This is a genomic window from Methanobacterium sp., assembly GCA_030017655.1.
In the GTDB taxonomy this organism is placed as follows: Archaea; Methanobacteriota; Methanobacteria; order Methanobacteriales; family Methanobacteriaceae; genus Methanobacterium_D.
In genome coordinates, this window is sequence record JASEIM010000013.1 from 1 (window position 1) to 12291 (window position 12291).

The 12291-nt window shown below is 33.8% G+C and carries 14 protein-coding genes; 4 read left to right on the top strand and 10 right to left on the bottom strand.

Annotated elements, in window-relative coordinates:
• From QMD61_06895 to QMD61_06905, 3 genes are all read right to left on the bottom strand, one after another.
• Positions 1-430: ion channel (locus tag QMD61_06895; GenBank protein ID MDI6724359.1), on the bottom strand; the 430-nt coding region annotated here is incomplete at its 3' end.
• Between the two features lie 40 nt (positions 431-470).
• A complete protein-coding gene (locus tag QMD61_06900) occupies positions 471-803 on the bottom strand; it encodes a hypothetical protein (GenBank protein MDI6724360.1) in 333 nt (110 codons plus the stop codon).
• Between the two features lie 179 nt (positions 804-982).
• Complete coding sequence (locus QMD61_06905; protein MDI6724361.1) at positions 983-3745, bottom strand: cation-transporting P-type ATPase; 2763 nt, start codon at positions 3743-3745, stop codon at positions 983-985.
• Positions 3746-3871: 126 nt separating this feature from the next.
• Here QMD61_06905 and QMD61_06910 point away from each other — a divergent pair, with 126 nt between their 5' ends.
• The 3 genes from QMD61_06910 to QMD61_06920 are packed head-to-tail and all read left to right on the top strand — an operon-like array spanning position 3872 to position 6037.
• A complete protein-coding gene (locus QMD61_06910; GenBank protein ID MDI6724362.1) occupies positions 3872-5257 on the top strand; it encodes an NAD(P)/FAD-dependent oxidoreductase in 1386 nt (461 codons plus the stop codon).
• Positions 5258-5271: 14 nt separating this feature from the next.
• Positions 5272-5604 (top strand): hypothetical protein, encoded by a 333-nt coding sequence (locus QMD61_06915; protein ID MDI6724363.1) that lies wholly within the window; start codon positions 5272-5274, stop codon positions 5602-5604.
• Between the two features lies 1 nt (position 5605).
• A complete protein-coding gene (locus tag QMD61_06920) occupies positions 5606-6037 on the top strand; it encodes a hypothetical protein (GenBank protein MDI6724364.1) in 432 nt (143 codons plus the stop codon).
• A gap of 98 nt (positions 6038-6135) precedes the next feature.
• Here the strand turns inward: QMD61_06920 and QMD61_06925 are convergent, their stop codons facing one another.
• On the bottom strand, positions 6136-6558 hold the full coding sequence (locus QMD61_06925; GenBank protein ID MDI6724365.1) for a heavy metal-binding domain-containing protein: 423 nt from the start codon (positions 6556-6558) through the stop codon (positions 6136-6138).
• Between the two features lie 36 nt (positions 6559-6594).
• On the bottom strand, positions 6595-7782 hold the full coding sequence (locus tag QMD61_06930) for a redox-regulated ATPase YchF (protein ID MDI6724366.1): 1188 nt from the start codon (positions 7780-7782) through the stop codon (positions 6595-6597).
• 203 nt (positions 7783-7985) lie between these two features.
• Between QMD61_06930 and cbiE the strand changes: the two genes are divergently transcribed.
• Positions 7986-8606 carry a precorrin-6y C5,15-methyltransferase (decarboxylating) subunit CbiE gene (gene cbiE, locus QMD61_06935; protein MDI6724367.1) on the top strand — a complete coding sequence of 207 codons (621 nt, stop codon included), beginning with the start codon at positions 7986-7988 and terminating at the stop codon, positions 8604-8606.
• 79 nt (positions 8607-8685) lie between these two features.
• Here cbiE and QMD61_06940 read toward each other — a convergent pair whose 3' ends face one another.
• The 5 genes from QMD61_06940 to QMD61_06960 form a co-directional block, all read right to left on the bottom strand.
• The gene (locus QMD61_06940; GenBank protein ID MDI6724368.1) at positions 8686-9894 is read right to left on the bottom strand and encodes a chitobiase/beta-hexosaminidase C-terminal domain-containing protein; all 1209 of its coding nucleotides are present in this window, start codon (positions 9892-9894) and stop codon (positions 8686-8688) included.
• 371 nt (positions 9895-10265) lie between these two features.
• On the bottom strand, positions 10266-10637 hold the full coding sequence (locus tag QMD61_06945; GenBank protein MDI6724369.1) for a cupin domain-containing protein: 372 nt from the start codon (positions 10635-10637) through the stop codon (positions 10266-10268).
• 167 nt (positions 10638-10804) lie between these two features.
• The gene (locus QMD61_06950; GenBank protein MDI6724370.1) at positions 10805-11398 is read right to left on the bottom strand and encodes a class I SAM-dependent methyltransferase; all 594 of its coding nucleotides are present in this window, start codon (positions 11396-11398) and stop codon (positions 10805-10807) included.
• A 218-nt stretch (positions 11399-11616) separates the two neighbouring features.
• Positions 11617-11922 (bottom strand): hypothetical protein, encoded by a 306-nt coding sequence (locus QMD61_06955; protein ID MDI6724371.1) that lies wholly within the window; start codon positions 11920-11922, stop codon positions 11617-11619.
• Positions 11923-11979: 57 nt separating this feature from the next.
• Complete coding sequence (locus tag QMD61_06960) at positions 11980-12291, bottom strand: carboxymuconolactone decarboxylase family protein (GenBank protein MDI6724372.1); 312 nt, start codon at positions 12289-12291, stop codon at positions 11980-11982.

Here is a 12291-nt window from a genome sequence, read left to right on the forward strand (position 1 = left end):
CAATCACAAAAATCTCATTTCCCTTCCCAATTTCTTTTATACATTCCTCTGTGCTTTCAGTCCAGCCACATATCACCACATGTTCTGTTTTTTTCACATTAATCAACCCCATTAATCGCATTTGCTGTCTTTGTACTAAAAATTCAACTATTGACTCAATAGCAATTGCAAAACTACCAATACCTAAAATTATCAATGAAATTGTAAAAAACATTCCAATATTTGTTTCAGGACTGTAATCACCATACCCTACTGTTCCAATAGTAACAAATGTCCAGTAAAATGATACAATCCATGGCTGCCCTTCAATTAGATGAAATCCAATGGTTCCATAAGCAATAACTCCAAAAATTAAAATAAAAATACGTGTCATTCGTTCATGGATTATTTTAGGTAAGCGTTCTCTTAATAATCTGAATATTACAAACATAAAAATTACCCTTTAAAATATTTAAAAAAAAGGAAATGGATTATTTCCTTAAAAATAGGTACCATACAGCGATAATTGCTATTATTATAACAATTATAATTATAGCTATCCACCATGAACCACCATCGCCACTGGCATCATCATCATCGCCATCACTCAGCTTTTTAACGGTTTTACTGATACCGCTTGAACTTCCACCGCGGCTGCCGCCTTTAACTGCAGGAGTTAAGGCATTTAAATGCGTAGCAGCTAAACTACTCTCCAAAACAGCATCAGATGGTGAAACCTGATATTCCTGTGCAGAAATACAATTTGGAACTCCAAGAAGTCCAATAACTAAAAAAGTCATTATAATTACTGTTTTAAGCTTCATACTTTACCTCCCTAAATTCTCTAATTAAATATTATCAATCGTTATAAAAATATTTGCATTTAACAAGTATATTAAAAACCTTAAATCATAGCTTCAAAACATCAAATTGGGTGTAAACACTCTTTACTTTTGTAAAAGAGAATTAAAACTAAATTATAGAAAAATTTTTAATAAAAGCTTTAACCACGAGTTCTTACAATGTATTTTCTTAATTCATCTGCAAAAAACATTATAGGAGCAAATGTGATTAAATAAAGCCATTCATTTAGTCCGAGGGCAGTTGTATTGAATATATCTTGGAGATAGGGAATATATATTATGGAGAAAATTACAATGGCCATAAAAGCAATTCCTATAGGTATCCACCTATTTTTAAAAAGCCCTATTTTAAAAACAGATGTTCTTGAGCTTTGACACCCTAAAAGGTTACCCATCTGCGCTGTTACGATACCTGCAAACACCATGGTAGTTGCTTTTATATAAAGTGGATCTGAAAAGGATAGTTCTTGCCCAAATTGCCATCCACCATTATATAAAACCCAAAAGTATCCTGACATTACTAAAGTTGTTTTGATTAACCCAAGGTAGATATATCCTCTAAATAGTACTTCACGATTTAATAGGCGTTCTTTACGAGAACGGGGAGGTATATCCATTACATCGGCTTCTGAAGGCCCAACACCAAGAGCAAGTGCAGGAACAGTATCAGTCCCTAGGTCAATCGCAAGTATCTGCATCACTGTAATCGGAAGAGGAATCCCAAATAATACCGTAAGGACAAATGGGATAATTTCTGCGGTTTCGTGAGAAAAAATGTATATAATAAACTTTCTGATATTTTCAAAAATGTTTCTACCTTGTTTAATGGCAGCTACAATTGAAGCGAAGTTATCATCAGTTAAAACCATATCAGAAGCTTCTTTTGCAACATCTGTACCTGTTATTCCCATAGCAATTCCAATATCTGCTTTTCTAAGTGCTGGAGCATCATTAACACCATCCCCTGTCATTGCCACTATTTCATCTTCATCTTCAAGTATGCTGGCAATTCTAAGTTTATGTTCTGGAATGGCTCTTGCAAATATCACATCGCATCCAGACTTGAGCAATTGCCCAACTTCATCATCAGACATTTCAGTTAGTTCTTTACCTTTAACAATCTCACATGGCCCGCTAATAATCCCTATTTCTTCAGCTATAGCTCTTGCTGTAAGGCCATAGTCTCCTGTTATCATTATAATTCGAATTCCGGCCTTATGGCACTGTTCTACGGCATCATGAACCTCTGGACGAGGAGGATCCTGCATGGCCATCATGCCCAAAAAAATCATGTCTTTTTCAACAGTTTCCGGTGTGTAATCAGTGAAATCATCTGGTAAATTTCTATATGCCATTGCAAGAATTCTAAGCCCCTGACTTGCAAGTTCATCATGCTTTTTAATTATTTTCTCTTTCTCTTCATCTCTAAATGGCCTGATTTTTCCATTTTGGGAGATATGGCTACTAAGTGAAATAATTTTTTTTGGAGCTCCTTTAATATAAGCTACTTTTTTATCTTCTTTCTGGTGAATTGAGCTCATAGATTTCCTTTTAGAATCAAATGGAAGCTCAATTATCCTGGGAATTCTTTGAATTTCCTCTTCTAAATTAAAACCGCTTTTTGCTGCTGCAACAAGTAATGATGCTTCTGTTGGGTCTCCTAATATTTTCCATATCCCTCCTTCTTTTTTTGGAGGTATGAGTTTGGCATCATTACAAAATGCTGAGGTTCTCATAAGCAATTTAAGCTCTTTCATCTCATCATAGCCAATTTCATGGCCTTTATGTAAAAATTCACCTTCAGGCGTATACCCTGCTCCTGTAACTTCAATTATTTCGCAGGGAATCCATATTTTACGCACAGTCATCTCATTTTTAGTAAGTGTACCTGTTTTATCGGTGCAGATTATGGTTGTTGAGCCTAAGGTTTCAACGCCGGATAGTTTTTTTATGAGGGCATTTTTTGAAACCATTTTTTTAGCTGAAGCAGCAAGTGCAAGGGTAACAGTAGGTAATAGTCCCTCCGGCACGTTTGCAACGGTTAATCCTATGGCAAAAATGAATGCCAATTCAAGAGGAAAATCTATTACAAAAACATTAACCATAAACAATGTAAATCCCATTAAAATAGCTATAGCTGCAATCATTCTAGCTAATTTACTAATTTCTTTTTGTAAAGGACTTTGTACTTCTTTTACGGACTGAGTAAGCGTTGCAATCTTGTTAAACTCAGTTTTAGTTCCAGTTGCAAAAACTACAGCTTTCCCAGAACCAGCAGCAACACTGGTACCAGCAAAAACAAGATTATGCATCTCGACAAAGGAATGATTCTCACCACTCATACCTTCAGATTCTTTACGCACTGGCCTAGATTCTCCAGTAAGTGTTGAATTATCAACTTTGAGCTGAAATGCTTCCACAAGCCGTGAATCAGCAGAAATATTGTCTCCTTCCTCAAGTACAATAATATCGCCAGGAACGAGTGACGAAGCAAGGATTTTACTTTCTTTTCCTTCTCTTATCACCTTTGCAGTAGATGGAAGAATTTTTTTCAGGGCTTCAGTCGCTTTTTCTGCTTCATATTCCTGCCAAAAACTGAAAAGAGCATTAATAACAATTACACCAATAATAGCAAATCCTAATTGGAATATTCCAGCAATAAAAGCTAAAACGCTTGCAGCCCATAAAAGAAGGGCAAGTATATTATAAAAATTTTCTAAAAATTTAAAAATTAATGGTTTTTGTTTGAATTCTTCTATCTGATTAGGTCCATATATTTCAAGTCTTTTTTCAGCTTCAGCTTCACTTATTCCCTCTTTGGAAGTACCAAGATTAGAATAAACTTCTTCAGGAGATAATTTAAAAATATCTAACTCTTCGGAGGATGGGCTGTTTTGATCCATGCTTACACTTGAGTTTGATTTTAGGAGAAAAATTTAATTTTACACTTGAAATTGACCTCTTGTAATAATTAAAAGGCTTACGTTATTTTTTATAGTCTTTAAGATATAAATAATAACGGGATTAGCATGGAATGCGATGTCGTAATAATTGGTGCAGGCCCGGCAGGTCTATTAGCCGCATCCAGATTAGCGGATAAACTTAAAGTAATAATAATTGATAAGGGAAAAGGAATAGAAGAAAGGAAATGCATTTCTCTTGGAAAAGGGACCTGTATGCAATGTTCACCATGTAATATAACGGGAGGTCTTGGAGGCGCTGGCGGGCTTTCAGATGGTAAACTGAATTTAAGACCAGACATTGGAGGCAACCTTGAAGAATTTGTAAGCAGCGATGAAGCATGGGATATAATAAAGGAAATAGATGAATTTTTTTTAAAGCACGGGGCACCTGATGAAATTTATGCACCTTCTGAGGATGATATATCTGGAATTTTAAGGAAATCCGCAGCTGCAGGAATTAAATTCATTCCAATAGTTCAAAGACACATCGGGTCTGATAAAACGCCTCAGGTTATTAATTCCATAAGAAAAGAAATTGAAGAAATGGGGGCAAAATTCTTACTTGAAACAGAAGTCCTGAATATAATTGCTGATAAAAATGTAAAAGGAGTTTCAATCAGAGAAAAAGATGGAAATGAGTTTGAAATAAAATGTAATTACATAGTAGCTGCCCCTGGACGTGTTGGGGCCTACTGGCTTTCAGATCAGCTTAAAAAACTTAAAATTTCTATAAGATATAATCCTGTGGATATTGGAGTTAGAATTGAAGTTCCCCACATAGTAATGGATTCAATAACCAGTATAAACTGGGATCCAAAATTCCATATAACAACAAAAACTTATGATGACTTTGTAAGAACATTCTGCACATGTCCTAAAGGTTTTATTGTAGAAGAAGTATATGAAGGTTTTGTAGGTGTAAATGGACATTCAATGCGTGGAAAAATGTCTTTAAATACTAATTTTGCATTTTTGGTTAGGGTGGAACTTACTAAACCTACCGAAAACACATCTGCATATGCATTTTCAATTGCAAGTATTGCCAATATTCTTGGAAGTGGAAAACCAATAATTCAGAGGCTTGGAGATCTTAAAAGAGGAAGAAGATCAACATGGAAACGCATCGAAAAGAGCAATGTATCTCCAACATTTAAAAATGTAATTCCCGGAGATATTGCGATGGCATTTCCAAACAGACTCGTTATTGATATTATAGAAGGGCTTGAAGCATTAAATCAGGTTATTCCAGGAGTTGCAACTGACTCAACACTTCTTTATGCTCCGGAGATAAAACTTTATGCAATGAGGGCAGAAGTAAATCGCGGTCTTGAAACTCCTGTAAGGGGACTTTATGTGGCTGGAGATGGCGCTGGTGTTTCAAGGGGAATTGTTGGCGCAGCAGCAACTGGCATAATAGCAGCCAATAATATTTTAAAGGGACTGGGCCTATAGTAATGCGGGGACATATGAAAATTCAAAGCAGAGATTTAAAAATTGCAAAGATATTAACAGTTATCTTTATTATAACTGTAATTGCAGAGGCTTCTCTAATTTATGTTTATAATCCTTATGAAGGGGTTAAATGCCCTAATTGTAATTCTACAAATACTGAATACTGGATGGATGACGGCCCGGACATTATTTATCAGTGCTACAACTGTGGTGCTTATTTCTTTAAAGACGGTTACATTGCCATGTACAATGAAGAAATAAATAAAAAATACAATGAGAGCCTTAAAAACAGGAGTGAATCAGTTAAAAACAGTTCAATATTAAATAATTCCATTATGGAGAATTAGAATGGAGAAAATAGATCCTTACCTGAAATATTTAAACATTATCCTTGCAGTGACTATTATATCTACAATAGCTATTTTATATGTATTTTTAAGTGGAATAAATGTATTTTATGCTCCTAATTATGAAGTTTTACTGCTGATTTTGCCCTGTGTTTTTGGGGGGATAGCAACAGCCTTAATAACTCAAGGAATACGTGGTGTCGTATGGGCAGTAACTGTAGGGGCCTTATCTTTTTGTATATGGTCAAGTATTTACATGATATTTCTAACAATTATAGCCAGTGCAGATTTAGGAAGTTTTATATTGCTTTTAATCTGGATTCCTGCCACATTGGTTTTTGGCGGAATATTAGGAGGAATTGGAGGATTTATAGGATTAATTATAAAAAAAGCATCTGATCTGTTATCAAAGCGCCAGATTAGCCCAGAATAGTATAACTGGATACAAATATGAGTTTAAAAAAAGAGTTTTAAGAAATTTAAATGCAGTATGAAAGCTAATTTTGAAAAATAAATATGGAATGGAAATCTTTATTTTGGCGCAGCAACAACTGCTGTTCCGTAGGCTAAAATTTCCTGCATTACATTTGATACTTCATTTGAGTCATAACGAACGCTTATTATGGCATTTGCGCCCATTTGCCTGGCATGGTCAATCATCCGATAAAGGGACTGATCTCTTGACTCTTCCATCATTCTAACGTATTCCTTTATTTCTCCACCAACGAGAGATCTTAATCCTGCACCAATCTGTCCTCCAACACCTCTGCTTCGGACAGTAAGCCCATAACAGAACCCGCGGGTCTCAATAATCTCATATCCTGGAATGTAATTGGAACTTACAATGATAATATCCTCTAAAATTTCGTTTATTTCAAAATCAGTAGATGTTTCTTCTGAAATTCCTTCTCTTCTTGCTTCAAGTCTTCTCTGTATTTCTTCATTTGATACCATCAAACCACCAGTAAATCTTTTAATAAGCAATGATTTTTATCTGCAAACAATACTTATAATATCTCCGCTTTTTAGCTCATAGTCACTACTCACTCTTCTGCAGCTACGGGCATCCATAGCATGCATAAAGCTCTCACCAATATCAGTATGAATTACAAATGCTAAATCACGCGGCTTTGCCCCTGATTTTATTAGGATTGCATCTGGAAGAATATTTCCTTTACTATCACACATTTTATGCTCGTCTTCAACCGGGAAAACAACGATCATATCTAATAAATCGAAAATTGCTCTATTTAAAGCTTCCTGAACTCCGGTACTGCCATATTTTTTAAGAACATGTTCTTTAATGTAATTAAGGGCCTTTATCTGGGCTTCACTTAATTTTGATTCATCCAAAATCTCAAAATCATCATCACCAGAGGTGTATTTTATCAAACCTGCTTCTGATGCCCTTACAAGAGCTAATTCTGATTCTGCAGATGCTGGAATAACATTTTCATATTTTTCCTGCAATCTTTTAATGTTTTCTTCAGCTGTAGGGAGATCTGCCTTATTTGCAACTATAAGCATTGGTTTGGCTATGCGGAGTAAAACACTTAAAAATTTCTGAATATCTTCATCTTCCCATGTGTGGTATTCTGATGGAACTTCTCTTTTTGCCTCAATAATATCTTCCAATGATATTCCGATTCCACTGAACTGTTCATGTATTATTTTAGAGAAATCAAGCTTTTCTGAGAGGTATTTTCGTATTAATTTGCTCCAGTTTTTCTTCAATATTCCGAAGAGCCACATGGTTATTTCATGCTCTAAAAATTCAACATCATCAAGCGGATCATGTGATCCTGCCTCAACAGGTCTTCCCTCCTCGTCAGTAGAGCCTGAAGCATCAATAATATGTATTAAAACTCTTGATTGCCGTAATTCATCTAAAAATTTATTTCCAAGCCCTCTTCCTTCATGAGCTCCTGGAACCAGCCCTGCAACGTCAATGAGTTCAACAGGAATCATTCTTTTTCCCTGAACACATTTTGAATTCTGCGGATTGCATGTGAGTTCCAGTTCTGTGCACGGGCACTTTGATATTACATAGGCAACTGCTTTATTTGCATCAATTGTTGTAAATGGATAACTTGCAACTTCAACTCCGGATAAAGTCGCTGAATTAAAAAATGATGATTTTCCTACGTTTGGTTTTCCTGTCACGCCTATTTCGAGCATTTTATCACATCGAATTCTTCTTTTTCAATATTATGGTATTTAAGACATGGTTCATAATGTTTTTGAATCATATGGAAACTTCACTCTAAAATGCAAATCAAGAAAATGATATTCTAAAACTATTTAAATCAAATTAAAGAAGTTCCTATAATAAAGTATGTTTAGCGATGATTATTAAGTAGTCTTATTAAACGAGGTTTTCAATGTCAAAGCTGTATATAGTGGGGATAGGGCCAGGATCAAAAGAATATTTGACACAAATCGCGGTTAGCACTGTTTCATCTGTTGATGTGGTTATTGGAAGTAAAAGAGCGCTTGATCTCTTTGATATTGAAGTTCAGAAATTTGAACTGAACGCAAAAAACATGAAGGACATGATGAAACGGTCAATCACAATGGTACAGGATGGAAAAAAAGTTGCGATACTTTCAACTGGAGATCCCGGGTTTTCAGGTATTTTAAAGCCAATTCTAGGTTTAAATCCAGATATTGATATTGAAGTTATTCCAGGAATCAGTTCTGTCCAGTTATGCGCTGCAAAACTTAAAATACCATGGGATGAGTCAGATATAGTCACAATGCATGGAAAAGGTATTAATAAAGGAATAATGGATCTTATTGATAATGGTAAACCAACAATAATTCTTCCAAACTTTAAACCCTCAGAACTCGCTGATTTTTTAATTGAAAACGGCGTTAATGAAGGAAGAAAAGTCGCGATTTGTGAGAAACTCAGTTATGATGATGAAAAAATAGTTGAAATGTCTTTAAAGGATATTTTATCTGAAGATTTCAGTTATATGTGTGTTATGGTTGTTTATTAATTTAATTTTAAGAATTTACTTTTTTGGTTAAGATTATATTAGATATCTGTTATTGAGAATAAAAAAAGAAAAGAATTTTTTAATATTTCCCTGTTTTGAATTTAAAAACATATGATGTAGCAAGGTTATTGCCAGCATTGTCTTTTACTGCTGATGCTGGAATGTATACTGTATAATACGAATACCTGGTTCTTTTATAGGTTTTTATGTAAAGTGTGTTTCCTGAAACCCATTTACTTCTGGAAACTGTTCGTCCAAACCTGTTTTTAATTACTACTTTAGACCAGTTGATACTTGTTTTAACATTTTCACTGAATTTAATGGAAATAGTGCCAGTTCTTGAAACCTTTATAGCGCCATTTTTTGGATTTGTTGAAATCAATGTTGGAACAGTTCTATCGATGGTGTAAGTTTGCGTGTAAATAGGAGATTCTTTGCCCTCATCATCCACTCCAATAAATTTCAATGTAGTTGTAGATGATATTGAGATTGGATCTGTATATTCATTACTTTCATTGGTAGGGGTAGTTCCATCTGTAGTGTAATAAATAGTACCATTTTTACTTATTGTTAAAGTAACGATCTTTGGAGTGTTAAATAAGCCTCCAGATGGATTAGATTTAACTGTCGGTATATTAATAACTTTTTTATCTAATGCATCAATAAGGGCGTTTGCATCGGATGTTTTCTTAGCTGCTGAATCTGATATGTAAGTTTCATAAATTATGGTGGGTATTCCTTTATTTGCAATAGGTACAGTTACATATTTTGTACTTGTTGGATTTGGAGGATAGTAAACTGGTAATGGCATTGCACTAATTATTTGATTTGTATATATTTTTGTTATTTCAGTGTTAGAGATTGGATAAAAAAATCTGTAATAGGTGTATCCACTGTTTGAGCCATGATTTTCATGATTATCTACAACTAACATTGGTTTTTCACTTGAAACATCAGGAACTACGAATTGTTGAGCTAATAATTGTCCATTCATCCTACCTGCACTGTAATCATTGGCATTTTGGGTTACATGAACTTTATAAATAACATATCTTTTAGAGAGGTTTTCGGACTTTCCTGCCAAAGCATTAGCAATAGCAGTATGTATTCCATTTTCCTGTGGATGCACGCCGACTATAAGCACTATGGTCTGGTTAGAATTCAGATTTCCGTAAATCTCTTTTTCCACATAGCCATAAGAAGTTCCCCCTAAATAGGTAGCGAAACTGACATTTATTAATGAAAATACCATTAACAGGAATAAAGTCATTCCTAATATCTTTTTCATTTTTTTCCCCTTTTTAGATTTAATAATCAATATTATTTGTTTTCTATTCTATACAGTTTATGATTATCTAAAATACTTAAGTATTTTGATTTCGGGAATTAAAAAATAAATATTATATTTCATGGGTAAACATGATTTTAAATGCTTAAGCTTTATCCTGTTAAACAAAGGCTATATGATTATTTGTTAAAAATGTGTATTCTGAATTATTTTAAATGATTAGTTAAAAATTAACATAACTTAAAATTGAGCATAGATAACTAATTAATCATATAATAATTATATTTTAGAGTTAAAAGAATTTAAATTAGCATGATGAATATAATAAATCAAATAGGACATAATTAAACTATTTAACTGGATTGAAATTTTCATTTTATAAGTTCTTCGTCTTCCTCGTTCCACATTGGATAAACGATACATAGAAATTTTAATTCTTTATTTCCAACATTTTCAATGTATTGTTTTGAATCTGGAGGGATATATATCACCTGGCCTGGCCGAACTTCTTCCTCTTCATCATTTATATGCATAATGCCCTTACCTTCAAGAATGTAGTACACTTCAACTGAATTTTTAAGTTTATGGATAAGTGAAGATTCTCCCACCTTTAAAATCGCATGGGCGATACTGTAATCTATTTCTAAACATCCATTTTCATTTTTAGGATGTAATAACTCACATATGGTAGTTTTATCCAGAGATTTAAAATAATTGCATTTCTTAATGTCTCTTATAATCATATAATCATCCATAATGCCTGTAGTTTATTATAGGAAACATATGGCTTATAAATCTTTCTTATGATAACAATAACTCACTTTATAGTTCAATTGGCAATTATTAAAGAATATTTAAGAAAAAATAGTCTTTTTAATGATTTAAAAAGAAATAATAGAATTAAAATTGTTTATTTTAACTTCCCGGTAATAACCACAATCTCTTCAAAAAAGCATTTCTCACTGGCCGTAATCTCAGCATCAAAACCAAGTTCTTCTAATTTAGCAAGTGTCTTTTCATTATCTGATAGAGAAGACTGAACAAGCTGAACACGGCCATTTGGTTTTAGATGGGCTTTTAATTCATTAAGGAATTGATCTATGGTGTCTCTTCCCCCTGATCCTCCATCCCATGCAGCATTAAGTTCTTCATCAAGCTTTTCATCTTCTCCGGTAGGAAGGTATGGAGTGTTAAATAAAATTAAATCGAATTTTTCATCTTTAACTGGTTCAAAGAGACTTCCTTTCCTTAATTCTACATTGTATGTTCGGTTGGTAATGGTGTTTTTCACAGCACATTGAAGTGCATAATCATTAATATCTGTTGCAACCACGTTTCTTGATCTTTGAGCTGCATAAACTGCTACAAGCCCAGTACCTGTTCCTATCTCGAGTACATCATCGCTTCTTTTGATATCTAAGTTTTCTACAAGTAAAAAAGTGTCTTCAGCAGGTTCATATACCTTCGGATGTTTGTAAATGACCAGTCCTTTGTATTCAAGCATTTTATTTCACCATCTTTGATAATTATTTAATCTTCATTTTTTAAGAATTTAGCTCTTATTTAATTGGCTCGTTATTTTTTAATTATATAATAACAGAATATTAAGTGTATACTCATTCATTAAAAATAATTAATGTAAAATTTTTAAGTTGTATTTAGCAGAATTTCCATTGTCCTTTGTTATTTCAATTTTATCTCCAGCTTCCAATCCTTCCCACCTTATAAAATAATGTTCATGGGCTGATTAGGACCTCTACAAGTGCATGGATAGGATTCTACTTTTACTTCTCTGGAGGAATTCCCATCCTTAAGCTCAAATATGTTCTCTAAATCAGGAAATAATGATAATTTATTTTTAAAACCCTCGAACATGGAATGTTCGGGGCATGTAAAAAATCTCCGATTTTTTACTGTTGCAAAACTGAAGGTTTTGCAAACACCAAACACTGTCAAAAACAAAGTTTTTGACGCAGCAAAAATTGAAAATTTTTGCATGCTTCGTGTTTGAGTGTAAAATAAAATCATTTCCTGCTTCTTTCTTAGATATTTTCCTTGAATAAATAGTTGCCATAGTATCTCCAGTTAAAATTTACCTTCAAAACCATCAATTGCAGCGGGTAGGCATTCAATTACTGATGCAAGTCCTGAATGGTGCAAATTCAAAACTACTGCACCTATAACTTCTTCATGGGTTGCACCTTCTTTTTTAGCCATCATGGCATGCATCTGCACACCTCTTTGATTTCTATTCGCCGTCTGAATGGCAATATTGATTAACTGCTTTGTTTTAGCATCAAGACCTTCTAATGATTTTTGAGCTTCTATAAGGTCATTAAAGCGTGCTGCAACTTCTGGACACTCTTTTTGAAATAATTCATAGGGATTTTGATTCAT